This is a genomic window from Streptomyces sp. NPDC087440, assembly GCF_044744005.1.
Classification (GTDB): domain Bacteria; phylum Actinomycetota; class Actinomycetes; order Streptomycetales; family Streptomycetaceae; genus Streptomyces.
In genome coordinates this window covers 151,767-178,181 of sequence record NZ_JBIUXN010000003.1, presented here as the reverse complement: position 1 = coordinate 178,181, position 26,415 = coordinate 151,767, and the positions used below count along the sequence as shown (strand labels likewise).

Below are 26,415 nucleotides of genomic sequence, written 5' to 3'. Positions count from 1 at the left end.
GCGAGCGGGGGCCGAGCTGACACGCGTACGGGGTTCGAGCTGACACGCGTACGGGGGTCGAGCCGGTGTGCACCGGCCCAACCCCCGTACCCGGCAGGTGACATGACGCCCCGTCACCCGAACTGCTGCTCAAGGTCCTTGAGCTTCTGCTCCAGCGAGTCCAGCCGGGGCAGGGCCTGCGTGTCGTCCTCGGCGGTCAGGTCCACCGTCCGGGTCTCAAATCCCTTGCTCCCAGCGCCTTTCACGGCCTGGAGGGAGGGCCGGTTGCGAAGCGGCAACTGTCCCGCTTCTGCTATGGCGGGCTCCGCGACGGCGTGCGGCGCGGAGCCCGACCCTGCGGACGACAGTTGTACGTCGACCTGACGGCCGCCCCGGCTGCGCCCCCAGGCGCGGTGCTGGCGGTTGATGGCCTTCAACTGGGCCCGCTCCAGCTTCTCGTGCTCCCTCCTGCGGAGACGGTTCTGCTCCTTCTGCCGCTTGTCCTCGCGGACCTCGTCCACCGCCTCGTCGAGCGTGCGCACGTTCTCCAGCAGCATCAGCGACCAGGCCCCGAAGGTCTCCCGGGGGGCCCGCAGCCACCGCACGATCCGGATCTGCGGCAGGGGGCGCGGTACGAGCCCCTGTTCGCGCAGCGCCGCCCGGCGGGTCTGCTTGAGCGCCCGGTCGAAGAGGACCGCCGCCGAGAGCGACATGCCGGCGAAGAAGTGCGGTGCGCCCGCATGCCCCAACCCCCGGGGAGCGTGCACCCAGTTGAACCAGGCGGCGGCCCCGGCGAAGGTCCACACCAGCAGGCGCGAGCCGAGCGCCGCGTCACCGTGGCTGGCCTCCCGCACCGCGAGCACGGAGCAGAACATCGCCGCCCCGTCGAGCCCGAACGGCACCAGGTACTCCCAGCCGCCGGACAGGTTCAGGTTCTGCTGCCCGAAGCCGACGAGACCGTGGAAGGACAGTGCGGCGGCGACGGCGGCGCAGCAGAACAGCAGGACGTAGGAAGCACTTCCGTAGAAGGCCTCCTTCCTTCTGCGCCGCTCCTCGCTGCGTTCCCACGAGTCCTCGCTGCTGGCGGCCTTCTCGCCCGCGCGCTTGCCGCGCGCGACCACGGCGATCGCCACCAGAACACCCGCGATCATCACGACGCCAGGAAGCAGCCAGTCCAGCGATATGTCGGTCATTCTCATGCGGAGTCCCTTTGCGTCAGCGCGGCGGCGACGCGCCCGTGAGTTACGGATCGCGGACCACGCATCGCGCCTGATTGCGTTTCGGCGACATATTGGCCCACGCCGCGAGACGCACAAGGGGTTTCGGGACAAGAGAACGCCATCGGGACTCCGCACTACGCGGATAGGTGGCAATAACTCGAACTTCCGCTCCCACGGAGCGAGTTGGGTTCGAATATCGTCACCCGCACGGGCGGCGTGGCGATCAGGCGGAGGTTACGGCCTCTTCGGACAGCTTCTTGATCCGGTCCGCGTCGCAGGTCCGGGGGCAGGTGGTGCAGGTGTCCTTGGGGCGCAGGGTGTAGAAGAGGCAGCAGGTGGCGCGGTCCCGGGTGGGCAGCTTCTCCCCGCCCGGACCGGTCAGCTCGCGGAAGCCCGCGGAGGCGCGGTACGGGGCCGTCGCGCCGGGCAGCAGCAGCTCCAGCTCGGCCATCGCGCGCTGCTCCTCGCCCAGCAGGTGCGCCACGTACCAGAGGCCCTCGACGATCTCGTCGGTCGCCATGCCCCACAGGGCGTGCCCGCGCCGCCGCATCCGGGGCCCGAAGCCCGCGAGCACCGGCTCCAGGTGCTCGGCCAGCGCGTCCCTGGCCTCGGCGCGCAGCGCCTCCTCGTCCGGTACCACCCGGGCGCCGGGCAGCGCCGCCGCCGGGTCGCCCGGCAGGCACGCGAACTCCGTCACCCGTACGGTCAGCCGTCCCAGCACCCGCTGGAAGGCCACGTCCGCCACCGGCACCCGGGGCACCCTGCGGTGCAGGAACCACGGCACGGTGACCAGCAGGCAGGCGGGCCAGGCGTACCGGTGCAGGGCGAAGCTGGCGATCACGTCGGGGCGGGCCTGCTGCCCGTAGTCGCGCAGCACCTGTGCGTTGTCCCAGGCCATGAACGCGTCCAGGTCCGCGCCGCCGGCCGCCAGCTCGTCCGCGCCGACCCAGCCGCCGCCGCGCTGATGGCTTTCGTCGCCGCGCAGCTCCTTGATCACCAGGGAGGGGAAGACCTCGGTGAGGCGCGCGTAGGAGTCCGCCACGGCGGACGCGGCGGCAGGGCGCACGGTGCCTGACGGCATCAGGGCGGGGACGGTCATGCAGGGGACCACCGAATCGCTCACGGGGCTAGTGCAGGTAAGCCTTACCTTAGCTGATTCTGGCCCGCTGTGAACTGGGGGGTTGCTCCATCCAGGCGGTATGGACATAAGTACGAGCCCGGCCGGGGGTGCCCGGCCGGGCTCGTACGCACTCCTGTCCGCCCTCCGGTACGGCCTAGGCGGCGGCCGGGGGCGGCGGCGGAAGCTGCGCGGCGAGCCAGGTGGGGACGCCGTCCAGCAGGTGGAAGAGGCGGGACGCCTCGGCCCGCAGCCGACTGGCCTCCGGCTCCGGCTCGGCGTCCGCGAGCGCGGCCAGCGCCGGGGCCGTGCCGACCAGGTAACCCAGCTCCTCCCGTATCCGCAGCGACTCCGCGAACCCGTGCCGCGCCTCCGCCAACTCGCCCTCGCGCAGGGCGAGTCCGGCGAGATGACGCCAGGTGAAGGAGAGCAGCAGCGTCTTGCGGTGAGTCGTCGCGCCCGCGTGCGCCCTGCGGTAGGCCGCCTTCGCCGACTGCGGCGACTCCGAGAGGTGCTCGGCGATCAGGCCCCGGCGGAAGTCCAGCAGCGGCCGGTTGGGGGAGTTGGGGTGCAGCAGGGCGGCGGCCCTGCCGAGTGCGGAACGGGCCTCGTCGGCGCGGTCGCGTACCCCGAGCACCGTGGAGGCGTACGCCAGATGACCGCGCTCGCAGGCCGCGCTGCCGCGTTCGTCGTCGTCCTTGGCGAGGGCCTCCGCGCCGCGCAGCGCCTCCTCGGCCTCGGGCCAGCCGTTCTCGGTGAACAGACAGCGCTCCACGAGCAGCGCCGCCCGCTGGAGCGCCGGACCCGCCCCCGGGCGGGACTCCAGCAGGGCCGCGGCGTCGGCCCAGCAGCCGCGCGAACGCAGCCGCCACACCGCCGTCTGGAGCGGACCGCCCGGGAACCCCGGGCCCCCCGCCCCTCCCGGGTCGGACCCCTCCCCCCTCGCTTTCTCAGTTTCGGAAGTGGAACCCGACATGGCGGTGTCCGCCACATTGCCCTCCCCGAGCGCGCCATTGAGCTGTGAAGTCCGACCGTTTCCACGCCTGTTTGTGTTCGACGTACGGCCGTGCGCGCATCACAGCATGAAATGACACGTGGGGCCAAGGGGCCGGGTGATTGTTTTCACAAAGGTCTGCCCGGAGTTGGTCATGAACGGCCCGTGGAGCTGCGGCGACTTTCCGTCAACTCATGCGCAGGGCCAGGAAGAAGTCCAGTTTGTCTTCCAGCCGGGACAGGTCACGGCCCGTCAACTGCTCGATCCGCCCCACCCGGTAACGCAGCGTGTTGACGTGCAGATGCAGCCGGGTCGCGCAGCGCGTCCAGGAGCCGTCGCTGTCGAGGAACGCCTCCAGGGTCGGGATCAGCTCCGCACGGTGCCGCCGGTCGTAGTCCCGCAGCGGGTCCAGCAGGCGCGCGGTGAACGCACGCCGTACGTCGTCCGGCACGAAGGGCAGCAGCAGCACGTGCGACGCCAGCTCGTGGTGCCCGGCCGCCGCCACCCGCCCGGGCCGCGCCGCCGCCACCCGGCGCGCGTGCCGGGCCTCCTCCAGCGCCCCGCGCAGACCCTCCGCCGAGTGCACCGGCGCGCTCACGCCCAGCGTCAGGCGCCCGTCGTCCGCGAGACCGCCCGACAGCGGCGCCTGCACGGCGGCGAGCAGGCTCTCCGCGTGCAGCCCGGGGGCCTTGCCCTCGCCGTCGCCCTGCTCGTCCGGCTGGTCGGCCGCGACCGCGGGCAGCGGCACCAGGGCGATGGCCTCCTCGCCGCTGTACGCCACCGCGATCCGGTCGGCGGGCTCGGCGGCCGCGGCCATCGAGTCCGCCGGAACCGTCGGATCGACCAGGATCTCCTCCAGCAGCGCCTGCGCCGCCGGGCCGCTCTCCACCGTGCCGCCGTCCCACTCGACCCGCGCCACCACGACCTGCCAGTGCGGGGCCGCCCCCAGCCCGGGCAGCAGCACGGGGGCCGCCACCCGCAGCCTGGCCGCGATCTCCGCGGGGGCCGCGCCGGTCTGCACCAGCTCCAGGACCTCCTGGGCGAGCCTGCGCCGTACCGTACGGGCGGAGTCCCGGCGGTCGCGCTCGACGGCGATCAGCTGCGTGACGCCCTGGAGCAGGTCCAGGCGTGCGGCGGGCCAGTCCCCGGCGTCCGCCTCCACGGCCAGCAGCCAGTCGGACAGCACGCTCGTACGGACGTCGCGGGAGGCGGCCGTCCCGGCGAGCCGCTCCGGGCCGCGGCCCGACGTACGGATCGGGAACAGGGAGTACGCGGTGCCGCCCACGGTCACCCGGTGCGGGCTGCGCCGACCCGAGCGGCTGGCCGCCAGGTGCTCGGCGGCCAGCGCCGGGCCGACCCCGGGGGGCAGCGGGGTGTCGGAGCCCGCGACCTGGCGGCCGACCGGGGAGAGCACCCAGGCGTGCAGGTCCAGGTCCGAGGTGAGCAGGTCGAGCACGACCTCCGGGCCGCCGCCCGCCGGGCCCGAGGTCATCAGCCGCCGGTGCCGGTCGACGACCGCCGCCAGGTCGCCCGCGCGCTCGCCGGACACCTGCCGTACCACGTGCTCGGTGATCGTGGCGAAGGCGACCGACTCCGTGACCGAAAACAGCGGCAGCCGGTGCCGGGCGCACGCCTGGACGAGGTCGTCCGGGACGCTGCCGAGCTCCGCCTCGCCCGCGGCGAGACCCACGACGCCGGCCGCGGCCAATATCCGTACAAAAGGCTCGGAGTCCTCGGGGGTGCGCCGCCAGGCCAGACCGGTGAGGACCAGTTCGCCGCCGGACAGGTAGCGGGTGGGGTCGCGCAGGTCAGTGGTCATGACCCCGCGCACGGTGCGGTCGAGCTCGTCCGCGCCGCCCAGCAGGCTCAGGCCGAGCGCATCGGTTTCCAGCAGGGCGCGCAGCCGCATGGTCGTGTCGCCGCCGTTTCTGTGTGGTGAGGGGAGGCTTTTCGTTCGAATCTACAAGACGAGACGGGCGACCAGCCAACTGCTTCATGGTTTCGGTGACTGCACCGGGCCTGCCACGGCTTGTGTACTTGGGCCACCCCCGCATGAACAGAGCATGAACCGGCTGGCTTGAACCGTGCGGACGGTGCGCAACTGAACAAGCGAACACGCAAGTGGCACGTGCATACGCAACTGAACAGTCGCCCCCGAAACGAAGAGAGAGCCAACCATGGACTTCCTTCGCCCCGCCAGCTGGGAGGACGCCCTGGCCGCCAAGGCCGAGCACCCCACGGCTGTCCCCATCGCGGGTGGCACCGATGTCATGGTCGAGATCAACTTCGACCACCGCCGTCCCGAGTACCTTCTGGACCTGGGCCGCATCGGTGAGCTGCGGGAGTGGGAGGTGGGCCAGGACAGTGTGAACCTCGGCGCCTCCGTTCCGTACACCCAGATCATGGAACACCTGCGGGCCGAGCTTCCCGGCCTCGCACTCGCCTCCCACACCGTGGGCTCCCCGCAGATCCGCAACCGCGGCTCCGTGGGAGGCAACCTCGGCGCCGCCTCCCCGGCCGGCGACTCGCACCCCGCCCTGCTCTCCGCAGGGGCCGAGGTCGAGGCGCAGTCCGTGCGCGGCACCCGGATGATCCCGGTCGAGGAGTTCTACACGGGCGTCAAGCGCAACGCCCTGGCCCCCGACGAGCTGATCCGTGCCGTACACATCCAGAAGGCGGACGGACCGCAGCAGTTCTCCAAGGTCGGCACCCGCAACGCCATGGTCATCGCCGTCTGCGCCTTCGGCATCGCCCTGCACCCCGAGACCCGGACGGTGAAGACGGGCATCGGCTCCGCCGCACCGACCCCGGTGCGGGCACGGGCCGCCGAGGACTTCCTGAACGCCGCGCTCGACGCGGGCGGCTTCTGGGAGAGCGGCAAGATCATCACGCCCTCCATCGCCAAGCAGTTCGCGGAGCTGGCCTCCGGCGCCTGCAACCCCATCGACGACGTGCGCGGCACCGCCCAGTACCGCCGCCACGCCGTCGGCATCATGGCCCGGCGCACCCTCGGCTGGACCTGGGAGCAGTACCGGGGCACCGCCCCCGCCCGCCTGGAAGGAGCTGCCTGATCATGCGCGTCAACGTCACGGTCAACGGTCGTCCGCAGGAGGCCGACGACGTCTGGGAGGGCGAGAGCCTCCTGTACGTCCTGCGCGAGCGGCTGGGTCTGCCCGGTTCGAAGAACGCCTGCGAGCAGGGCGAATGCGGTTCCTGCACGGTCCGGCTCGACGGCGTCCCGGTCTGCGCCTGCCTGGTCGCGGCCGGGCAGGTCGAGGGCCGCGAGGTCGTCACCGTCGAGGGCCTCGCGGACTACGCACAGCACCGGTCCGGCGAACACCCCGGAGGGGGCTGCGGATCGGGTTCCTGCGGTACGTCCCTGGACTCGGCCCAGCGCTGGCAGGCCCGCCCCGCCGACGGGCAGCCCGGCGAACAGGGCGAACTCGCCCCCGTCCAGCAGGCGTTCATCGACGCCGGAGCCGTCCAGTGCGGCTTCTGCACGCCGGGCCTGCTGGTCGCCGCCGACGAGATGCTGGAGCGCAACCCGTCGCCGTCGGACGCGGACATCCGGGAGGCCCTCTCGGGCAACCTCTGCCGCTGCACCGGCTACGAGAAGATCCTCGACGCGGTCCGCCTCGCTGCGGCCCGCCAGCAATCCCAGGAAGAAACGGTCTAGCACCATGAGCGTCACCGGCTCTCCGGCCACCGTCCACCGGTCCACCGCCAGCAGGGCGAAGGGCGGCACCGGCGCATGCGCGCCGCACCCCGACGGCACCGGCGCGTGCGGGTACGCGGTCCGACACCACGGAGAGCCGGTGGCACTCGCCGCCGCCGACCACCCCGGGACGCCCCGCCGGACCGCCAGGCGGATTCCGGTACGCCCGGAACGTCCGACCGGGACGTGATCCCGGGACCCAACGGTCCCTGACGCACCGTCAGGACCCCCATGAACTCCCCGGGCGGCGCTGCCTCCACGGAACGCCCCGCGTCCACCCGCCCCGCCGCCCGGGGCCCAACGCCCGCTGTTCAGGCGGCAGTTCCACCACGCACCACCATCAAGTGCTCACCTCGGACCGTCCTCCGGGTCGTGCAGCCCTCGTATCAGTCCCCGAATTCCCATGCCGTGCGCGGTGTTTGGGATGCCCCTTTGAACCTTGGGAGACAAGGCACCATGACCCAGCAGTCCACTGAGCCGAAGACGACGGCGGAGGACGCCGGCGCGGGGACGCGCCAGCCCGCCGGCCGCTCGTGGCTCGACCGGTACTTCCACATAACCAAGCGCCAGTCCACCGTCGCCCGTGAGGTGCGCGGCGGCATCACCACCTTCATGGCGATGGCGTACATCCTCCTGCTCAACCCGGTCATCCTCAGCGGCCCGGACGCCAAGGGCGGCGTGCTCGGCAACGCCGCGCTCATCACCGCGACCGCCTTCGCCGCGGCCGTCACCACCCTCCTGATGGGCTTCGTCGGCAAGGTGCCCCTGGCCCTCGCGGCCGGTCTCAGCGTCTCCGGCGTGCTCGCCTCGCAGGTTGCCCCCAACATGACCTGGGGACAGGCCATGGCGATGTGCATCATGTACGGCGTCGTGATCATGCTCCTGGTCGTCACCGGCCTCCGCGAGATGATCATGAACGCGATCCCGCTGCCGCTCAAGCACGGCATCACCATGGGCATCGGCCTCTTCATCGCCCTGATCGGGCTGGTCAAGGCCGGTTTCGTGCACCCGGGCAAGGCGACCCCGCTCTCGCTCGGCCCGGCCGGTGAACTCGCGGGCTGGCCCGTCCTGATCTTCGCAGTCACCCTGCTGCTGATCTTCGCCCTCCAGGCCCGCAACATCCCCGGTGCCATCCTCATCGGGATCGTCGTGGGCACCGTCATCGCCGTCATCGTCAACGCCATCTCGCCCATCCCGGGCAAGGGCTGGAGCAACGGCCGTCCGCCGGAGATCGACGGCGTGGTCTCCATGCCGGACTTCTCGCTCTTCGGCAAGGTCGAGTTCACCGGCTGGGGCGACATCGGCGTCCTGACCGTCGGCATGATCGTCTTCACCCTGGTCCTGGCGGGCTTCTTCGACGCCATGGCCACCATCATCGGCGTCGGCACCGAGGCCAAGCTCGCCGACGACAAGGGCCGCATGCCGGGCCTGTCCAAGGCACTGTTCATCGACGGCGCCGGCGGTGCCATCGGCGGTGTCACCGGAGCCTCCGGCCAGACCGTGTTCGTGGAGTCCGCGACGGGCGTCGGGGAGGGTGCCCGTACGGGTCTCTCCGCGGTTGTCACCGGCCTCTTCTTCGCGGCCTGCATCTTCTTCACCCCGCTCACCGCGATCGTCCCGGCCGAGGTGGCCTCCGCCGCCCTGGTCGTGATCGGCGCGATGATGATGCAGAACGCCCGCCACGTGGACTGGGCCGACCGCGCCACCGCCATCCCGGTGTTCCTCACGGTCGTCCTGATGCCCTTCACGTACACCATCACCACCGGTGTCGCCGCGGGTGTCATCGCCTGGACCGTCATCAAGGTGGCCCAGGGCAAGGCGCGCGAACTGGGCGCCTTCATGTGGGCGCTGACGGCGATCTTCGTCGTCTACTTCGCCCTGCACCCGATCGAGAGCTGGCTCGGCGTCGGATAGACGCCGGGACTGAAGTACGGTTCCGTGCCCTCCACACATCCGTTCCTCGTCCCTGACCTCTTGAAGGAGATCCCCGTGCTGGACATCGCCGCAGAGCTGGACCGGTGGATTCGGCAGGGACGGGAGTTCGCGGTCGCGAGCGTCGTGGCCACGAACGGAAGCTCGCCCAGGCAGCCCGGTGCCGCCCTCGCGGTCGACAGTGACGGCGAGGCCATCGGGTCGGTTTCCGGCGGGTGTGTGGAGGGCTCGGTCTACGAGCTGTGCAAGCAGGCCCTGGCGGACGGCGCGTCCGCCTTCGAACGCTTCGGTTACAGCGACGAGGACGCCTTCGCCGTCGGCCTGTCCTGCGGGGGAGTCATCGACATCCTGGTCACTCCGGTACGGGCGGACTCCCCGTCGCGTTCCGCCGTCACCGCCGCCTGCGCGCTGGCGGCGGCGGGCGCGACGGCCGCCCTCGCCCGGGTGGCGGACGGCCCCGCCGAACTCCTCGGCCGCGCCGTGCTGGTGCGTGCCGACGGTACGTACGAGGGCGGGCTCGGCGGTCCGGCCGAGCTGGACCGCACCGCCGTCGCGGAGGCCGCCGCGATGCTGGACGGCGGGCGCACCGGGCCGATCGAGATCGGCGCGGACGGCACGCGGTGCGGGGTGCCGGTGACGCTCCTCGTGGAGTCGAGCGTGCCCGCTCCCCGGATGATCGTGTTCGGGGCGATAGATTTCGCGGCGGCACTCGTGAGGGCGGGGAAGTTCCTCGGCCACCACGTGACCGTGTGCGACGCGCGGCCCGTCTTCGCGACGCGGGCGCGGTTTCCGGAGGCGGACGAGGTGGTGGTCGACTGGCCCCACCGCTATCTGGCGGCGACGCGGGATGCGGGCGGGCTCGACGCCCGGACGGTCCTGTGCGTCCTGACCCACGACGCGAAGTTCGACATCCCCCTCCTTGAGCTGGCGCTGCGGCTGCCGGTCGCGTACATCGGCGCGATGGGATCGCGCCGCACCCACCTCGACCGCAACGACCGCCTGCGGGCGGTGGGCCTCACGGACCGGGAACTGGCCCGGCTGCACTCGCCGATCGGGCTCGACCTGGGCGCGCGCACGCCGGAGGAGACGGCCCTCTCGATCGCGGCGGAGATCGTCGCCGTGCGGCGCGGCGGAACCGGGGTCTCCCTGGCCGGAGCCCACACCCCGATCCACCGCGACACCGCCGCCCCGGACCGCCTCGGGGCACTGGCCTGACCCCCTCCGGACTGCGCCCCTCCCTCCCCACCCCCACCCCCACCCCTCCACCTCAACTCGCGAGGCCGGGTGCCGGGCTGCTGCCCCTGATGGGGCTCCGCCCCTCGCCCCCTGCCCGGCTCCGCCGCGCGTCCTCAAACGCCGGACGGGCTGAGGTGCCTGGCACGCCCCTGAATGCCGCCCGAAGGGCGGGCATTTCAGGGGCGCGGGGAACTGCGCGACCAGCCACCCACCCACCCGCACGGAACCGTTCACAGCCCCGCAGGGTTACGGGAAGGGGCGGGTAGGGGAGAGAACCCACCCCGGCACCGGGTGCCGCCCCGACCGACCCCAGCCCCAGCGGCCCACCCCGTGACGTCACCCCGACCCCGCCCAGCGCCCCCGCCCCGCGCCCAGCGCCCCCGCCCCGAGTCCGGTCGCTACGCTTCCTCCCCGCTCCCGGCAGGGGCGAGGAGCAGCCCCCCCCAAGGCCCCGGGCCTTCGCCCCAGTGGCCCGCCCCGGGGCGTCACCCCGATACCGCCCCGCGCCCCGCGCCCCGCGTCCGGCGCCCCGCGCCCCGCGTCCGGCGCCCCGCGCCCCGCGTCCGGCGCCCCGCGCCCCGCGTCCGGCGCCCCGCGCCCCGCGCCCCGCGTCCGGCGCCCCGCGCCCCGCGTCCGGCGCCCCGCGCCCCGCGCCCCGCGTCCGGCGACCCCCGCCCAGCGCCCCGCGTCCGGTCGCTACGCTCCCTCCCGCTCCCGGCAGCGGCGAGGGGCAGGCCCCTCAAAGCTCCGGGCCCGCAGGTCCCTAGCCCCCGGCCCCGCGGGACCCAAGCCCCCGGCCCCCGCACGGGAAGCACCTCCCGATCCCCACCCCCTGACCCCCCGTCACCCCCCTGGCCCCCCAGAAATCGCCACCCCCCACCCCCTGATGCACCATCAAATCTCGGCCCGGCGCCACCCCCAGAACCCCCCTCACTCTTGACGCGCACATGGCCCTGGGCAACTCTCGTGCGGGAACCGCTCCCGCACGCCCTTGCGACCCCGGAGAGCCCCATGCGACCCGAACAGCACGACCGCCCCGTGCCGCACGATCGCACCACCCGGTACGGCGACCACCCCGTGCCCACCCTCGGCCCCCCTGCCCGCCACCGGCGACGTCCCGGGCCGCGTGTGCTGGCGCTTGCCGCCCTGCCCCCGCTCGCCGCAGGCGTCATCTGGGCCCTCACCTCCGCCCCCGCCTCCGGTGCGCCGGAACCCGCCGCCGGGCCGCCGGCCCCCGCGCTGGCCGGAAGCCCCCGGCTCTACACCCCGCTGGCCAATCCGGACGCGTACAAGCAGGCCCTGAAGCTGACCGGCAGCGCCGCCGGTGTGCGCGACGCCGCCGGGATCATCCGCATGGTGCGCACGCCGCACGCGGTCTGGTACGGGGACCAGTCGCCCGAGGCCGTCGAGAAGGACGCCCGCGCGGTCACCCGCGACGCCGGCATCGACGGGTCCATGCCCGTGTTCGCGCTCTACAACATCCCCGGCCGCGACTGCTCCAACTACTCCGCCGGCGGTGCGGGCAACACCGCCGAGTACAAGGCCTGGATCGACGGCGTCGCCCAGGGCATCGGCAAGCGCGACGCCATCGTCATCCTGGAGCCGGACGCGCTCGCCCTGCTGCCCTCCGAGTGCGGGAAGGGGGAGGAGGCGGAGAAGGTCGCCGCCCGGTACGAGGAGGTGAATTATGCGGTCAGCAGTCTGGCCGCGCTGCGCAAGACGCGGGTCTACCTCGACACCGGGCACGCGGGCTGGCACGACGTCGCCAGCATCGTCCCCCGGCTCATCAAGGGCGGGATCAAGAACGCCACGGGGTTCTACACCAACGCCTCCAATTATCAGACCGACGAGGTCAACTCCTGGTACGGGAAGCTGATTTCGTCCTGCATCGCGTATGTGGAGAAGGGCGGGAAGGCCGAGGCCTGCCCCTCGCAGAAGGGCGACAAGGCCGCGGCCCAGGCCTGGCTCGACAAGAACGTCACCACCCCGCCGTCCCGGATGAAGCACTTCGTGACGGACACGAGCCGGAACGGGAAGGGGGCCTGGACCCCGCCCGCGGGCAAGTACACCGACCCGCAGGACTGGTGCAACCCGCCCGGCCGAGGTCTCGGCGTCCGCCCCACCACCCGCACCGGCGACCCGCTGCACGACGCCAAGCTGTGGATCAAGACCCCGGGCGAGTCCGACGGCCTCTGCCTGCGCGGCACCGCAGGCCCCAAGGACCCCGAGCGCGACACCGTCGACCCCAAGGCCGGTGACTGGTTCCCCGAGCAGGCCCTCGAACTCGTACGCCTGGCGAATCCGCCGGTGCTGCCGGGCGGCCGCGCGGGGGACGAGGACGCCGCGGGGGACGACGCGGGGGCGGACGCCGGAGTCGCCCCGGGGGAGCCCAACCCCGCCGGATGAGGCGGCCCGTACCGCTGTAGCGTATGCCGGATGGGAACTGCTGTTCATGTCCCGCAGACCCGGGACATGATCGGGGACGAACTCTCCGGCGACGAAGCACTGATGGCCCTGCGTCACTACGGCGGCCGTCAGTTGCTGCTCGACGCCTTCGCGCGGTTCCGGTACGCCGACGGCTTCAGCAACGCGCGGTCCCTGGGGTACCAAGTGGTGCTCGGGATCGTGCCGTTCCTGGTGGCGGTGGTCGGTGCGGCGGCGACCGTGCACAACGAGGCCGTGGGGCGGGTCGTCGAGCAGACCCTCGTCGGGATCGTGCCGGGGGACAGTGCCGATCTCATCGAGGACGCCTTCGAGGAGACGCGGCGCAGTGCGGGCTCCGGCGTGTGGACGGCCGTCGCCATGTGGACGGGGCTGGTCTTCGCGCTGGTCAACCTGGCGTCCGCGATGGCGCAGATAGAGCGCGGGGCGAACCGGATCTACGGGATCGAGCGGGACCGGCCGTTCGCGCAGAAGTACGGGCGGAGCCTGCTGCTCGCCATGGCGGCGGGGATGCCGCTGGTGCTGGGATTCCTGGTGCTCGTCGCGGGCGACGCCGTCGGGGACGCCCTCGTGAAGGCGCTCGGGTGGTCCGACGGGTGGCTCGGCTGGTGGCACGGCATGGACATCCCCGCCGGGGTGCTGCTGGCGTGGGTCGCCTCGGCGGTCATCCTGCGGTGGTCGCCGCGCAGGCGCCAACCCGGGTACACCTGGCTGGCGTTCGGGTCCGCCGTGCACCTGGTGCTGTGGGTCGGCGCGACCTGGCTGCTGACGTTCTACGTCTCCAGGAGCGGGTCCTTCGGGGCCCTGTACGGGCCGCTCACCGCCTTCGTGGCGCTGCTGCTGTGGGCCAACCTCACCGGCATCGCCCTCTTCCTCGGCATCGCCTTCGCCGCCCAGCTGGAGGCCGCCCGCGCCGGGATCACCGACCCCGTACGGCCGGACCCGGGCCAGGGCGGCGAGGGGGACGCGCCGCCCGCACCCGCCGCTACAGGTACCGCCGGATCGGCGTGACAGCCGCCTCCCGCAGCCGCTGCACCGGACCCCGGCGCTTCCACTTCGCCCCGACGATCGCCTCGCTGCGCTGCACGTCCTCGTCGAAGTGCCCGTCGAGCACCGCCGTGAAGTCCTCGTCCAGGACCGCGAGCATGACCTCCTCGTCGTGGTCCAGGGAGCGCCGGTTGAAGTTCGTGGAGCCGGTCAGCGCGGCCACGCCGTCCACCGTGATGACCTTCGCGTGCATCATCGTCGGCTGGAAGTGCCAGATCTTCACGCCGCAGGCCGTCAGCTCCTCGTAGTGCTGCTCGCCCGCCAGCTGGCACACCCTCTTGTCGGTGTACGGTCCGGGCACCAGGATCTCCACCTCCACCCCGCGCCGGGCCGTCGCACACAGCAGCTCGATGAAGTACGGGTCGGGCGAGAAGTACGCCGTCGCAAGCCTCACCCGCACCTCCGCCGACTCCAGCACCACCCGCAGCAGCGTCTGCATGTCCTGCCAGCCGAAGCTGGCGGAACCGCGCACCACCTGGACCACGGCGTCGCCCGTGCGGGGGTGCTCCACGAAGCGGTCGTGCGCGTCGAAGAGGGCGTCGTCGCACTCCGCCCAGTTCTGCGCGAAGGCCGCCGCGATGCCGTCCACCGCCGGGCCCCTGACCTCGACGTGGGTGTCCCGCCACTCCTGCGGGTTGCGGGCGTCGCCGCACCACTCCTCGGCGATGCCGACGCCGCCGGTGAACGCGGTCTGCTCGTCCACGATCAGCGCCTTGCGGTGGCAGCGGTGGTTCTGCTTGAGCGGCGAGAGCCGCAGCGGCGGCCGGAACCAGGCGACGCGGACCCCCGCCGCGTCCATCTCGGCCAGCAGCTCCTTGTCGATGAGACGACTGCCGAAACCGTCGAGCAGCAGACGCACCCGCACCCCGGCACGCGCCCGCGCCGACAGCGCGAAGGCGAAGTCCCGGGCGATGTCGCCCTTCCAGTATACAAACGTCATCATGTCGATCGTGTGCTCGGCCCGCTCGATCGCACCGAGCATCGCCGGGAAGATCTCGTCGCCGTTGCGCAGCGCCGTGAGGTGGTTGCCCTCGGTGGCCGCGATGCCGATCAGTCGCTCCAGGCGGCGGCGCAGGCGCTGCTTGCGGGCATCCGCGTCGGTGTCGGCGTCGGCCGCGGTCGTCTGGACGGGTATCAGCTCAGCGGTCATGGCAAAAGCGCTCCGGGGGAGGGGGGAAGGGGGGCGGTGGTTCAGCGGACCTCGATGCCGATCAGGCACGTGTCGTCGTCGGTGTCCGAGCGGCTGTGGGTCAGCAGCCGGTCCAGGTGCTTCTCCAGCTCCGGCGGGGCGGTGCCCGCCAGGGAGAGGAGCTGCTCCAGGGACTCCTGGACCGTGCGGTCGCGCCGTTCGATGAGCCCGTCGGTGTACATCAGGAGCCGGTCGCCCGGTTCCAGCACGAGGTCGTTCTCCGTGTACGGAGCCTCGCCGACCGCACCGAGCAGTATGCCCGGCGGCATCGGCAGCGCCGCCGCGGCCCCGTCGCGCACCAGCACCGGCGGCGGGTGGCCCGCCCGTGCCCAGCGCAGCAGCCGGGTCTCGGGGTCGTACACGCCGCAGATCGCGGTGGCGGTGACCTGCTCGGTGAGGTGGTGGGCCACCGAGTTCAGCCAGCCCAGCAGCTGGGCCGGGCCCGCGCCCGTCGCGGCGAGCCCGCGCAGCGCGTTGCGCAGGACGACCATGCCGGTCGCGGCGTCGATGCCGTGGCCCGCGATGTCGCCGACGGCGAGGAGGACCTTGCCGCCCGGCAGCGCCACCGCGTCGTACCAGTCGCCGCCGACCAGGTGCTCCTCCTCGGCGGGCCGGTAGCGCACCGCGACCAGCAGCCCGGAGGTCTCCACCGCGTCGCGGGTCGGCGGCATGATCGCCTGCTGGAGCTGGAGGGCCAGCTTGTTGCGGGCCGCCGACTGCTCCTCGGAGTCCGCCAGCCGGTCCCGGGTCGCGGCGAGCGCCACCTCGGTCCAGTGCTGGGAGGACACGTCCTGGTAGGCGCCCCGGATGGACAGGATGTTCCCCGCCGGATCGGTGACCGGCTCGGCGACGATGCGGATGTGCCGCATCACCCCGTCGGCGCGCCGCAGCCGGAAGGCCGTGGACGACGAGTGGCGGTGGTGCAGCAGCGTCCGCAGGAAGCGGCCGATGGCCACCGAGTCGTCCTCGTGCGCGTGGTGGTGCAGACGCTCCAGCGGTACGGGCGACGAGCTGGGCGGCAGCCCGAAGAGGGTGAAGAGCTGACCGTTCCAGAGGATGTCGCCGGTGACGGCGTTCTCCTCGAACCCGCCGATGCGGCCCAGGCGTTGGGCGTGCTGGAGCAGGGAGGCGAGCCGCGACGCCTCGTCCTCCAGCCGCCAGCTCAGCAGCACACTGTCCCCGTAGCGCCCGACCCCCACCGAGGCCACCGACACCAACGGCACTTCGTCCACCTGGGAGTTGAGCGTCATCCGCCCCGCCCGGAACGGCTCGCCCGTCGCATGCACCCGCAACAGGTGCTCGTACAGCCCTCCCTGATGGGCACTCAGCGGATACGCCTCCAGCCAGCGCATCCCCGTCAGCACGGCCCGGGAGCGGCCCGCGAGGTCGGCGAACCGCTCGTTGGCGTACGCGATGTGGAAGTCGACCACCTCGTTGCGGTCGTCCAGCAGCGGCAGCAGCACGAGCGCCGGGTCGAGGAGGCCGTCGGCGAGGTCGGCGAGCGGGCCCGCCTGCTCGTCCGGCGGCCAGCCCGCCGAGGCGGCGGACACGTCGGTGCCGGGCAGGGTGTGCGCGCACAGGTCGGCGAGCGCGTCGAGCTGCCGGGTCGCGGCGGTCGTGAGCGGCGGCTGCGGCTGCGGCCAGCAAACTTCCAGTACGCCCAGGATGCGGCCGCCGACCTCGGCGGGCAGGATGCTGCGCGCGCCGTCGGTGCCGTGGCGCAGGCCGATGCCCGGGGCGCCGGGCGGCAGCGTTCCGTACCAGCGCGGGCGTCGCTCGGTGAGCACGTGCTGCGCCCAGGTCCCGACCCCCGGGGGCACGTATCTCCAGCGCTCCGCCTCGCCGCGCGAGAAGCCCGCGTGCCCGGCCAGTATCAGCGCGCCGTCGCGCCCGGCCGCCCACAGGGCGAGCGCGCTCGCGCCCAGCGGGGCGAGCGCCTGCTCGAACAGGGACTGCGCGGCGGTCTGCGCGTCCCCCGTCATCGACCCGGTCTCTGCGGCCCGCAGCCGCAGCACGGTGCCCGGCTTGGTGCCGGTGTCCTGGGCGGACGGCGACGGGTACGCGGACGCCGGGAGCGCGTCCGCGACATGGTCCCCGGCGGCCCCGTTGACGATGTCGGCGGCCAGTTCCAGGAGCGGCACCCGGGCGGACTCGGCAAGGTGCTCCAGGTGCAGGGCGGCCTCGGCGGGCCCGCCCTGCCCGCGCTCGACCAGGATGCCGGTGGCGATCCCGATCAACGCCCGTGCGTCGGCGGACTCCTGAGCGAGCGTCAGGTCCCGGCGCAACTGCTCGATGGTGGACGCGAGGGCGTCCAGGGGGCGCGGCGGGGGGTGCGCGCCACGGTCGGACGGGAAGGGCGTGGGGGCGCCGTCTGCGGCTCCGCCGGCGGCACGGGCAGGCTCGGCTCCGTACGGCGGATGGCTCGCCAGGAAGCCAGCCCCGGGGAGGTCGGCGGGGTCCCCGGTGCCGGGCGCGGTGGGCGCCGGGTCGGCTGCGGCCGGTGCTTCCGTCGCGTCCTGGCGGTGCGCAGGCTGCTCCCCGCTCATCGGGCGAGCCACGTGCGCATGCGGGACACCAGGTCGCCGGCGTCGACCGGCTTCGTGATGTAGTCGCTCGCGCCCGCCGCCAGGCACTTGTCCCGGTCGCCCTCCATGGCCTTCGCGGTCACCGCGATGATCGGCAGGTCCGCGTGCTCCGGCATGGCGCGGATCGCCGCCGTCGCCGCGTAGCCGTCCATCTCCGGCATCATCACGTCCATCAGGATGAGCTCCACCCCGCCGTGCAGGGCGAGCACTTCGAGGCCCTTGCGGCCGTTGTCGGCGTGCAGGACGCGCATGCCGTGCAGTTCGAGGATGCCGGTCAGCGCGTACACGTTGCGGGCGTCGTCGTCGACCACCAGGACGACCCGGCCGGACAGGTCCAGGCCGCCGTCCGCGGCGGGCTCCGGGTGGCGCGGCACCTCCAGGGGGAGGGCGGCCGGGCGGACCAGCGGCAGGACGTCCGCGGGGCGCTCCGCCGTCAGGTGCAGGGCGATGCGCTCCCTCAACTCGTCCAGGCTGGGCAGGAGTTCGAGCGGCTTGGAGCGCGACCATTCGAGGATCTGCCGCTCGTGCGACGCCTCCAGCGGGCGCGTGTGGTGGGCGAGCACCGGCACCTGGCGCAGCGCCGGGTCGCCGTCGAGTGCGGCCAGCAGCCGCATGGCCGACCCGTCGGGCATGTCCAGGCCGATGACGACGCAGTGGCACGGGTCGGACGCCAGCGCGGCCGCCGCCTCCTCCGGGCCGACGGCGGTACGTACGTGAACGGGGCCCCGCGCGTCGGGCAGCGACCCGTCGCCCAGCTCCGACACCGCGCTCTCCGCGACCAGCGACAGCAGTCCGCGCGGCCGGTCCTCTATCACCAGGAGCCTGCGCTGCTGCGCGGGAACGGCCGGGGCCGGCGCCCCGAGCGCCGTCACCTCGCGCTCCTTGTCCTTGAGCGCCGGGTCGGCGTAGGCGGCGGGCGATTCGAAGCGGGCCACCGGGATGTAGAGGGTGAAGGTCGAGCCCTCGCCGGGCGCGCTGGTGACCTGGATCGCGCCGCCGAGCAGATGCGCCATCTCGCGGCTGATCGACAGCCCGAGACCCGTGCCGCCGTACTTGCGGCTGGTCGTGCCGTCGGCCTGCTGGAACGCCCCGAAGATCGCTTCGAGCTGCTGCTCGGCGATGCCGATGCCGGTGTCCATCACACGGAAGGCGACGGCCGGGCCGTGCGGGCGCACGGTGGGCGGCAGGTCCGCGCCGATCGCCGGGTCGATGCGCAGCTCCACCGCGCCCGCCTCGGTGAACTTCACCGCGTTGGACAGCAGGTTGCGCAGGACCTGGCGCAGCCGGGAGTCGTCGGTGACCAGTTCGGCGGGGGCGCCCGGGGCGACGCTGATCCGGAAGTCGAGGCCCTTCTGCGCCGTCATCGGGCGGAAGGTCGCCTCCACGTAGTCGAGCAGCTTGCGCAGCCCCACCGGCTCCGGGTTGACGTCCATCTTGCCCGCCTCGACCTTCGACAGGTCGAGGATGTCGTTGATCAGCTGGAGCAGGTCGGAGCCCGCCGAGTGGATGACACCCGCGTACTCGACCTGCTTGGCGGAGAGGTTGCGGGTCGGGTTCTGGGCGAGCAACTGGGCCAGGATCAGCAGGGAATTGAGCGGGGTGCGCAGCTCGTGGCTCATGTTCGCCAGGAACTCCGACTTGTACTTCGAGGCGATGGAGAGCTGCTGCGCGCGGTCCTCCAGCTCCTGCCGCGCCTGCTCGATCTCCAGGTTCTTCGCCTCGATGTCCCGGTTCTGGGACGCCAGGAGCGCCGCCTTCTCCTCCAGTTCGGCGTTGGAGTGCTGCAACTCCTCCTGCTGCGACTGGAGTTCCTCCGAACGCGACTGCAACTCGGCGGCCAGACGCTGCGACTCGCCGAGCAGCTCGTCGGTGCGGGCGTTGGCGACGATGGTGTTGACGTTGACGCCGACCGTCTCCATCAGCTGTTCCAGGAAGTCCCGGTGCACCGGCGTGAACCCGCCCACCGAGGCCAGCTCGATCACGCCGAGCACCTGCCCCTCGACGGCGATCGGCAGCACCAGCAGGCTCCGCGCGTCCGTCGACCCGAGCCCGGAGGACACGGTGACGTACCCCGACGGCAGATCGTCCACCGCGATCGTGCGGCGGCTGCGCGCCACCTGCCCGACCAGCGACTGCCCCAGCTCGAAGCGGACGGGGCGGTCCTGGGAGCCCATGAAGTGCCCGTACCAGCCGATGAGTTCGAGCTCGGGGTTGCGGCCGGTGTCGTGCGCCAGGTAGAAGGCCCCGTACTGCGCGCCGACCAGCGGGGTCAGCTCGTCCATGATCAGCTCGGCGACGACGGTCAGGTCGCGCTGCCCCTGCATGAGCCCCGAGATGCGGGCCAGGTTGGTCTTGAGCCAGTCCTGCTCCTGGTTGGCCCGGGTGGTCTCGCGCAGGGACTCCACCATCGAGTTGATGTTGTCCTTGAGCTCGGAGACCTCGCCGGACGCGTCCACGGTGATGGAGCGGGTCAGGTCGCCCTCGGCGACGGCGCTGGTCACCTCGGCGATGGCACGGACCTGCCGGGTGAGGTTCCCGGCCAGCTCGTTCACGTTCTCGGTCAGGCGCTTCCACGTACCGGAGACGCCCTCGACCTCGGCCTGGCCGCCGAGCCGGCCCTCGGAGCCCACCTCGCGGGCCACGCGGGTGACCTCGGCGGCGAAGGAGGACAGCTGGTCGACCATCGTGTTGATGGTGGTCTTCAGCTCCAGGATCTCGCCCCGGGCGTCGACGTCGATCTTGCGGGTCAGGTCGCCCTGCGCGACGGCGGTGGTCACCTGGGCGATGTTGCGGACCTGCCCGGTGAGGTTGTTCGCCATCGAGTTGACGTTGTCGGTGAGGTCCTTCCAGGTGCCGGCCACGTGCGGCACGTGGGCCTGGCCGCCGAGGATGCCCTCGGTGCCGACCTCGCGGGCCACGCGGGTCACCTCGTCGGCGAAGGCGGACAGCGTCGTCACCATGGTGTTGATCACACCCGCGAGCGCCGCGACCTCGCCCTTCGCCTCGACGTTGATCTTCTGCGACAGGTCGCCCTTGGCGACGGCGGTCGCGACCTGCGCGATCGACCGCACCTGGCCGGTGAGGTTGGACGCCATCACGTTGACGTTGTCCGTGAGGTCCTTCCAGGTGCCCGAGACGCCGCGCACGGTCGCCTGGCCGCCCAGATTGCCCTCGGTGCCCACCTCGCGGGCCACCCGGGTCACCTCGTCGGCGAAGGCCGAGAGCTGGTCGACCATCGTGTTGATGGTCTCCTTCAGCTCCAGGATCTCGCCGCGCGCGTCCACGCGGATCTTCTGCGAGAGGTCGCCCTTGGCGACGGCGGTGGTCACCTGGGCGATGGAGCGCACCTGGGCGGTCAGGTTGTCGCCCATGACGTTGACGGACTCCGTGAGGTCCTTCCACGTGCCGGAGACGCCCTGGACGTCGGCCTGACCGCCGAGACGGCCCTCGGTGCCGACCTCGCGGGCCACCCTGGTGACCTCGTCCGCGAAGGACGACAGCTGGTCGACCATCGTGTTGATGGTGTTCTTCAGCTCGTGGATCTCGCCCTGCGCGTCCACGTCGATCTTGCGGGTCAGGTCGCCCTTGGCCACGGCGGTCGCGACCTGCGCGATGTCGCGCACCTGGGTGGTCAGATTCCCCGCCATCGCGTTGACGGAGTCCGTGAGGTCCTTCCAGGTGCCGTCGACGCCCGGCACCTCGGCCTGACCGCCGAGGCGTCCGTCGGTACCGACCTCGCGGGCGACACGGGTCACCTCGGAGGTGAACAGGGAGAGCTGGTCGACCATGCCGTTGAAGACCTGGGCGATCTCACCGAGGAGGCCGTCGCGGTCGTCGGGCAGGCGGGTGCCGAAGTCCCCGTCGCGTACGGCGGTGAGCCCGGCCAGCAGCTGACGCAGCTCGGGCTCGCCGACGGAGCCGTCGGGCTGCCGGGCGTGCCCGTTCGCGGTGGGGGCCGGCGTCTTGGGGGTGCGCGCGGTGCGGGCGACCCGGGTGGTGCGGGCCGGTTCGACGGCGGGCACGGTCTCGGGGGCCGTGGCGGCCTCGGGGGGCACGGTCGCCTCGGCGGTGGCCTTCGCGGGGGTGCGGCGGGCGGTGCGCGGCTTGGCGGAGGCCGCGCCGGTGCGGCTGCGCGGAGCCTTGGCGCGGGGCGTGCGAGGGGGTGCGGGGGCATCCGTACCGGAAGAGGCGTCCGTATGCGAAGGGACGTCCGTACGCGAAGGGTCTGCCGTACGAGATGAGGCGTCCGTACCCGAGGAAGCACCGGTGTCCGCTGCGGGGGCGCTCGTGCGGCCGGCCGGTGTGGCGCCGAGTCCGGCGGAGGGGGCGATGCTCGTGTCCGCCGCCGCGGTGTCGATGCCCGGGTGCGACGCGGCGCGCTCCGAGCCCGCCGACGCGGATGCTGACGACGGCGCTGCCGCCGCCGACGTGCCGTCCGCCGCGCCCGGTGCCGCCGACGACGCCCCGTCCGCCGTCTTGCCGACGCCGGAACGTCCGCCCGTCTCGGAACCCGTTGTCCCCATGGTCTGCCCCACCCCTTTGTGACTTGCTCGACACCGGCCCGCGCAGGGGGCGGCACCGGTACGACCAGCTCACTTCCGAACGGGCGTTCCGTGGGTCATGGTGCCACAGTTGCCGTACGACAATTTTTGCCGTTCCCGCGCTCGTTCGCCCCGTGCCCGCAAGGGCCGGACGGCGAGCGAGGGCGCTCGTCGAGCTCATAGCTGTCGCCCGAAAGGGTATGCGGTCGATTGCATGCTCGATACGGGCGGGATACGGGTGGGCGCGACGCTCGGCGGCGAGTGCGCGCGAGGAGGGTCGAGACGTGACGCAGAAGGTCCCCGAGAAGAGAGCGGAGCGGGCGCCCGAGGACGAGGAGCGCCGCTCCCGGGGCGGCTCCGACGGCGGCGAGCGTCGCCCCCGCGGCCGTTCCGAGAGCGAGGACGAGCGGGCCGACCGGCAGTGGGCGGAGCTGGTCCAGGAGATCCGGGTGACCCAGACCGGGGTGCAGATCCTCTTCGGGTTCCTGCTCACGGTGGTCTTCACCCCGCACTTCCAGGACCTGGCCCAGACCGACAAGACCATCTACATCGTCACGGTGGTCCTCGGCTCGACCGCCACCGGTGCGCTCATCGGCCCGGTCTCCTTCCACCGGATCGTCTCGGGCCGCCGGATCAAGCACAAGGCCGTCATCTGGGCCTCCCGGCTGACCTTCCTCGGCCTGGTCCTGCTGCTCGCCACGCTGTGCTCGGCGCTGCTGCTGGTGATGCGGGTGGCCACGCACAACGCGTTCGCGCCGTGGCTGGTGGCGGGGGTGTTCGGCTGGTACCTGCTGTGCTGGTTCGTGCTGCCGTTCTGGGCGCGCTGGAAGCACACGGACTGACGCGGCCCCCGGGGCGAGCCGTGGGCACCCCGATTTCGTACCGCCCTACTGACCGGACGGTATGTCTCTGCGTATCCTCCCTCAACGGCTCTTCCCCGCACGTGAGTTGAGGGAGCGTGGTCATGGAGTGGACGGGTGCGCGGTACGCGGACGGGCCCACCGCGCAGGACAGCGTCTGGATCGACGCCCCGCCGCAGCGGGTGTGGCAACTGGCCAGCGACATCACGCTGATGCCCGGCACCAGCGACGAACTGCGGTCCGTGCAATGGCTCGACGGCGCGACGGGGCCCGAACTCGGCGCCCGCTTCGCCGGACACAACAAGCACCCCTCCTTCGGCGAGTGGCAGACCACGTCGTACGTCGTCGAGTGCGAACCCGGCAGGGTGTTCGCCTGGGCGGTGGAGGACCCCGAAGTACCCTCCGCCCTCTGGAAGTTCACCCTCTCGGGTGAGGGGGAGCGCGGCGGCACCGTGCTCACGCAGTGGGTGCGGCTCGGCCCGGGGCGCTCGGGGCTCTCGTACGCGATCGACCGGATGCCGGAGAAGGAGCAGAAGATCGTGTTCGTACGGATGAAGGAGTTCGAGACGGGGATGGCCCGCACGCTCGCCGTGCTGAAGGGGCTCGCGGAGGGCGCCGACCCGGAGGCCGCTCCTGAGGCCGCTCCCGAGGCCGCTCCCGAGGAGGGCGGACGCTGATGCTGCGCACCGCCACCACCGTCGAGGCCGCGTCCGGCGACTGGCGCGAGACCGTGGACTACGTCACCGGGGCCGAGAAACTGGGCCTGGACATGTGCTGGGTCGCCGAGGCCTGGGGAGCGGACGCGCCGTCCCCGCTCGGCTTCCTCGCCGCCCGCACCGAGCGCATCCTGCTGGGCTCCGGCATCATCCAGCTCGGCACCCGCACCCCCGTCGCCGTCGCGCAGGCGGCGCTCACGCTCTCCCGCCTCTCCGAGGGCCGCTTCCTGCTGGGCCTCGGGCCGTCGGGGCCGCAGGTGATCGAGGGGCTGCACGGGGTGCCGTTCGCCCGCCCGCTGGCCCGGATGCGCGAGACGGTGGAGATCGTCCGCAGCGCGGCGGCGGGGGAGAGGATCAGCCACTCCGGCACGGCCTTCACCATCCCCCTCCCCGGCGGCGAGGGCCGCCCCATGCGCCTGGCGATCCGCGCCGAACACGACATCCCCGTCTACCTGGCCACCCTCTCGCCGAAGATGCTGCACCTCACCGGGGAGATCGCCGACGGGTGGCTCGGCACCAGCTTCGTCCCCGAGGGCTCCCGCGCCGCCTCCTTCGACCACCTCGACGCGGGCCTGGCCGCCTCCGGCCGCGACCGCTCGGCACTCGACGTCTGCCAGGGCGCGGAAGTCGCCTTCGCCCGCGACGAGGACGAACTGACGACGATGCTCGCGGGCCGCAAGAAGGAACTCGCCTTCAGCCTCGGCGGCATGGGCTCCGGCAGCACCAACTTCTACAACGACGCCTACTCCCGGCAGGGCTGGGCCGACGTCGCCGCCGAGGTCCGCACCCGCTGGCAGGCGGGGGACCGGGACGGCGCGGCCGCCCTGGTCACCGACGACATGGTCCTCGCCACCACCCTGATCGGCACCCCCGACCGGGTCCGCTCCCGGCTGCGCGACTGGCGCGACGCGGGCGTCACCACGATCCGCCTCTACCCGTCCGGCGACTCGCTCGCCGCCCGCCTGGACACACTGGGCCGCGCGCTGGATCTCGTACGGGAAGTGGACCGGGAGGGCGCGGGGGGCGGGCCGACGCATCCGGGCCCCTTGCCGCCCGATGCGGGACCTTCGGCCCCTGGGGGCGGCGCGACGGGTCTCCTACCCTGATGGGTCGACCGGTCGAACCCCGACCGGTCCGGTTCCCCCAGAGGTACGAGGAAGAATGCGCCGCACCGTCACGTCCACCGTCCGCATCCCTGTCGCGGTGGCGGCGCTCACCCTGGCCGTGTCCGCATGCGGGGGCGAGGGGACCCGTGCGCTGACCCCCGCGGACAACGCCGTGGTCGCCGACGTCGAGCACAAGGCCCCCTCGGCGACCCCTTCACCGACCGCCGAGCCCGCCCCGCCCGCCCAGAAGCTGGCCGCGCCGCGCCGCACGGTGGCCCCGCAGATCGCGCCGCTGAACGGCTCCACGGTCGGCGTCGGCCAGCCCCTGGCCCTGGTCTTCAAGGGCCAGAAGGTCGACAGATCCCTCCGCGCCGGCATCGAGGGCGCCCTGAAGGTCACCACCTCCACGCCGCTCACCGGCGCCTGGCACTGGACGGAGGCCAAGGGCGACACCCTGGTCCACTTCCGCCCCGAGCACTACTGGCCCGCCCACACGAAGGTCACCCTCGACGCCCGCCTGTCCCACGTGAAGCTCGCCGACGGCACCGCGGCCGACCGCGACCGCAGGCTCACCTTCACCACCGGCGACGCCACGGTCAACAAGGTCGACCTGGCCGCCCACACCATGACGGTCGTCCGCAACGGCGAGACGCTCAGGGTCATCCCGGTCAGCGGCGGCGAGGACCGTTTCAAGACCCGCGAGGGCATCAAGACGATCCTCTCCAAGGACGGCCGCGTGATCATGGACTCCCGCACCATCGGCATCCCGCGCAACAGCCCGGACGGCTACTACGACCCGTACGACTGGAGCATGCGCGAGACGATCAGCGGCGAGTACATCCACGCCGCCCCGGACAACGCGGCCTCCTTCGGCAAGGAGAACGTCAGCCACGGCTGCATCGGCATGTCCGACGCGGACGCCCGGTGGCTCTACGGCCTCAGCCGCGTCGGCGACGTCATCGAGGTCACCGGCACCACCGGCAAGCCGATGGACCACTTCGGCAACGGCTACGGCGACTGGAACCTCTCCTGGTCCGCCTGGCTCGCGGGCAGCGCACTGGGCGAACGGCCCACAGCCTGAAGGGGGTTGCTTGTGGGGTGCCTGCCGCGGACATAGCGTCGGCCCATGCACCTCACCAAATACACCCACTCCTGCGTCCGCCTGGAGCGGGAAGGCCTCGGCGTCCTGGTCGTCGACCCGGGTGCCTGGAGCGAGCCCGAGGCCCTGCGGGGCGCGGACGCCGTACTGATCACCCACGAGCACGCCGACCACATCGACCCCGCACACCTGCGCGGCCTCGACATCCCGGTGTACGCCCCCCACGGCGCCGCCCTGCCCGGCCTCCCGGACCTCCGTGTCACCGGGGTCGGCGCGGGCGACGCCTTCACCGCCGCGGGCTTCTGCGTCACCGCCCACGGCGGAGCCCACGCCCGCATCTACGGCGACGCCCCGGACTGTGCGAACCTGGGCTACCTGATCGAGGGCACCGTCTACCACCCCGGCGACTCCTTCCACCTCCCCGACGCTCCGGTCCACACCCTCCTGGTCCCCCTGCACGCCCCCTGGATGCGCATCAGCGAGGCCATCGACTTCACCCGCACCGCCCACCCGGAACGCGCCGTCGGCATCCACGACGCCCAGCTCAACTCCCGCGGCCTGGCCAGCGCGAACGGCTGGCTGGAGGAGCAGGGCGGGACCGACTACCGGTATCTGGAGCCGGGGGCCGAGCTGTGAC

19 protein-coding genes are annotated in these 26,415 nt (G+C 72.7%); 12 read left to right on the top strand and 7 right to left on the bottom strand.

Going from position 1 to position 26,415, the window contains the following annotated elements:
• Window positions 1-113 precede the first annotated feature (113 nt).
• The 4 genes from ACIO3O_RS09060 to ACIO3O_RS09045 all read right to left on the bottom strand — a co-directional run bounded on the left by ACIO3O_RS09060 (window position 114) and on the right by ACIO3O_RS09045 (window position 5,219).
• Complete coding sequence (locus ACIO3O_RS09060) at window positions 114-1,178, bottom strand: DUF2637 domain-containing protein (protein WP_401743818.1); 1,065 nt, start codon at window positions 1,176-1,178, stop codon at window positions 114-116.
• Window positions 1,179-1,422: 244 nt separating this feature from the next.
• On the bottom strand, window positions 1,423-2,298 hold the full coding sequence (locus ACIO3O_RS09055; RefSeq protein ID WP_401744460.1) for a (2Fe-2S)-binding protein: 876 nt from the start codon (window positions 2,296-2,298) through the stop codon (window positions 1,423-1,425).
• 175 nt (window positions 2,299-2,473) lie between these two features.
• A complete protein-coding gene (locus tag ACIO3O_RS09050; protein WP_401743816.1) occupies window positions 2,474-3,307 on the bottom strand; it encodes a hypothetical protein in 834 nt (277 codons plus the stop codon).
• A 190-nt stretch (window positions 3,308-3,497) separates the two neighbouring features.
• Window positions 3,498-5,219 carry a PucR family transcriptional regulator gene (locus ACIO3O_RS09045; RefSeq protein WP_401743813.1) on the bottom strand — a complete coding sequence of 574 codons (1,722 nt, stop codon included), beginning with the start codon at window positions 5,217-5,219 and terminating at the stop codon, window positions 3,498-3,500.
• Window positions 5,220-5,487: 268 nt separating this feature from the next.
• On the opposite strand from ACIO3O_RS09045, the gene ACIO3O_RS09040 reads away from it, so the two are divergent.
• From ACIO3O_RS09040 to ACIO3O_RS09010, 7 genes are all read left to right on the top strand, one after another.
• Window positions 5,488-6,381 (top strand): FAD binding domain-containing protein, encoded by an 894-nt coding sequence (locus ACIO3O_RS09040; RefSeq protein WP_401743810.1) that lies wholly within the window; start codon window positions 5,488-5,490, stop codon window positions 6,379-6,381.
• Window positions 6,382-6,383: 2 nt separating this feature from the next.
• Window positions 6,384-6,986, top strand: coding sequence for a (2Fe-2S)-binding protein (locus ACIO3O_RS09035; protein ID WP_401743807.1), 603 nt, complete (start codon window positions 6,384-6,386; stop codon window positions 6,984-6,986).
• A 4-nt stretch (window positions 6,987-6,990) separates the two neighbouring features.
• Window positions 6,991-7,215 (top strand): hypothetical protein, encoded by a 225-nt coding sequence (locus ACIO3O_RS09030; RefSeq protein ID WP_401743804.1) that lies wholly within the window; start codon window positions 6,991-6,993, stop codon window positions 7,213-7,215.
• 266 nt (window positions 7,216-7,481) lie between these two features.
• Complete coding sequence (locus ACIO3O_RS09025) at window positions 7,482-8,939, top strand: NCS2 family permease (RefSeq protein ID WP_401743801.1); 1,458 nt, start codon at window positions 7,482-7,484, stop codon at window positions 8,937-8,939.
• Window positions 8,940-9,014: 75 nt separating this feature from the next.
• Window positions 9,015-10,172: an XdhC family protein gene (locus ACIO3O_RS09020; protein WP_401743798.1), complete on the top strand. Its 1,158-nt coding sequence runs from the start codon at window positions 9,015-9,017 to the stop codon at window positions 10,170-10,172.
• 1,032 nt (window positions 10,173-11,204) lie between these two features.
• Window positions 11,205-12,599 carry a glycoside hydrolase family 6 protein gene (locus ACIO3O_RS09015; protein ID WP_401743796.1) on the top strand — a complete coding sequence of 465 codons (1,395 nt, stop codon included), beginning with the start codon at window positions 11,205-11,207 and terminating at the stop codon, window positions 12,597-12,599.
• Window positions 12,600-12,629: 30 nt separating this feature from the next.
• A complete protein-coding gene (locus ACIO3O_RS09010; RefSeq protein ID WP_401743793.1) occupies window positions 12,630-13,646 on the top strand; it encodes a YihY/virulence factor BrkB family protein in 1,017 nt (338 codons plus the stop codon).
• On the opposite strand, the gene ACIO3O_RS09005 is transcribed toward ACIO3O_RS09010, so the two are convergent.
• From ACIO3O_RS09005 to ACIO3O_RS08995, 3 genes are read right to left on the bottom strand one after another with little or no spacing between them, the layout of a single operon-like run.
• Entirely contained in the window at window positions 13,621-14,832 is a 1,212-nt protein-coding gene (locus ACIO3O_RS09005; protein ID WP_401743792.1) for a phosphatidylserine/phosphatidylglycerophosphate/cardiolipin synthase family protein, read from the bottom strand. The two genes, ACIO3O_RS09010 and ACIO3O_RS09005, sit on opposite strands and share 26 nt — an antisense overlap.
• A 41-nt stretch (window positions 14,833-14,873) precedes the next feature.
• A complete protein-coding gene (locus ACIO3O_RS09000; protein ID WP_401743790.1) occupies window positions 14,874-17,417 on the bottom strand; it encodes a SpoIIE family protein phosphatase in 2,544 nt (847 codons plus the stop codon).
• Complete coding sequence (locus ACIO3O_RS08995; protein WP_401743787.1) at window positions 17,414-21,979, bottom strand: HAMP domain-containing protein; 4,566 nt, start codon at window positions 21,977-21,979, stop codon at window positions 17,414-17,416. Before ACIO3O_RS08995 ends, ACIO3O_RS09000 begins: the two co-directional genes overlap by 4 nt.
• 302 nt (window positions 21,980-22,281) lie before the next feature.
• Here ACIO3O_RS08995 and ACIO3O_RS08990 point away from each other — a divergent pair, with 302 nt between their 5' ends.
• The 5 genes from ACIO3O_RS08990 (at window position 22,282) to ACIO3O_RS08970 (ending at window position 26,414) form a co-directional block, all read left to right on the top strand.
• Window positions 22,282-22,839, top strand: coding sequence for a DUF6328 family protein (locus tag ACIO3O_RS08990; RefSeq protein WP_401743785.1), 558 nt, complete (start codon window positions 22,282-22,284; stop codon window positions 22,837-22,839).
• A gap of 122 nt (window positions 22,840-22,961) precedes the next feature.
• Window positions 22,962-23,534 (top strand): SRPBCC family protein, encoded by a 573-nt coding sequence (locus ACIO3O_RS08985; protein ID WP_401743783.1) that lies wholly within the window; start codon window positions 22,962-22,964, stop codon window positions 23,532-23,534.
• Between the two features lie 2 nt (window positions 23,535-23,536).
• Window positions 23,537-24,679 carry an LLM class flavin-dependent oxidoreductase gene (locus tag ACIO3O_RS08980; RefSeq protein ID WP_401744458.1) on the top strand — a complete coding sequence of 381 codons (1,143 nt, stop codon included), beginning with the start codon at window positions 23,537-23,539 and terminating at the stop codon, window positions 24,677-24,679.
• Window positions 24,680-24,734: 55 nt separating this feature from the next.
• Window positions 24,735-25,760, top strand: a complete 1,026-nt coding sequence (locus ACIO3O_RS08975) for a L,D-transpeptidase (RefSeq protein ID WP_401743780.1) — start codon at window positions 24,735-24,737, stop codon at window positions 25,758-25,760.
• A 45-nt stretch (window positions 25,761-25,805) separates the two neighbouring features.
• Window positions 25,806-26,414 (top strand): MBL fold metallo-hydrolase, encoded by a 609-nt coding sequence (locus tag ACIO3O_RS08970; protein WP_401743778.1) that lies wholly within the window; start codon window positions 25,806-25,808, stop codon window positions 26,412-26,414.
• The last annotated feature ends 1 nt before the right edge of the window (window position 26,415 follow it).

Excerpts from the sequence above, each read along its gene's own strand:
- ACIO3O_RS09055 (WP_401744460.1), bottom strand. The coding sequence starts at position 2,298 with ATGACCGTCCCCGCCCTGATGCCGTCAGGCACCGTGCGCCCTGCCGCC.
- ACIO3O_RS08970 (WP_401743778.1), top strand. The coding sequence starts at position 25,806 with ATGCACCTCACCAAATACACCCACTCCTGCGTCCGCCTGGAGCGGGAA.
- ACIO3O_RS09045 (WP_401743813.1), bottom strand. The coding sequence starts at position 5,219 with ATGCGGCTGCGCGCCCTGCTGGAAACCGATGCGCTCGGCCTGAGCCTG.
- ACIO3O_RS08995 (WP_401743787.1), bottom strand. The coding sequence starts at position 21,979 with ATGGGGACAACGGGTTCCGAGACGGGCGGACGTTCCGGCGTCGGCAAG.
- ACIO3O_RS09025 (WP_401743801.1), top strand. The coding sequence starts at position 7,482 with ATGACCCAGCAGTCCACTGAGCCGAAGACGACGGCGGAGGACGCCGGC.
- ACIO3O_RS09035 (WP_401743807.1), top strand. The coding sequence starts at position 6,384 with ATGCGCGTCAACGTCACGGTCAACGGTCGTCCGCAGGAGGCCGACGAC.
- ACIO3O_RS08985 (WP_401743783.1), top strand. The coding sequence starts at position 22,962 with ATGGAGTGGACGGGTGCGCGGTACGCGGACGGGCCCACCGCGCAGGAC.
- ACIO3O_RS09000 (WP_401743790.1), bottom strand. The coding sequence starts at position 17,417 with ATGAGCGGGGAGCAGCCTGCGCACCGCCAGGACGCGACGGAAGCACCG.
- ACIO3O_RS08975 (WP_401743780.1), top strand. The coding sequence starts at position 24,735 with ATGCGCCGCACCGTCACGTCCACCGTCCGCATCCCTGTCGCGGTGGCG.
- ACIO3O_RS09005 (WP_401743792.1), bottom strand. The coding sequence starts at position 14,832 with ATGACCGCTGAGCTGATACCCGTCCAGACGACCGCGGCCGACGCCGAC.
- ACIO3O_RS09010 (WP_401743793.1), top strand. The coding sequence starts at position 12,630 with ATGGGAACTGCTGTTCATGTCCCGCAGACCCGGGACATGATCGGGGAC.
- ACIO3O_RS09015 (WP_401743796.1), top strand. The coding sequence starts at position 11,205 with ATGCGACCCGAACAGCACGACCGCCCCGTGCCGCACGATCGCACCACC.
- ACIO3O_RS09040 (WP_401743810.1), top strand. The coding sequence starts at position 5,488 with ATGGACTTCCTTCGCCCCGCCAGCTGGGAGGACGCCCTGGCCGCCAAG.
- ACIO3O_RS09030 (WP_401743804.1), top strand. The coding sequence starts at position 6,991 with ATGAGCGTCACCGGCTCTCCGGCCACCGTCCACCGGTCCACCGCCAGC.
- ACIO3O_RS09060 (WP_401743818.1), bottom strand. The coding sequence starts at position 1,178 with ATGAGAATGACCGACATATCGCTGGACTGGCTGCTTCCTGGCGTCGTG.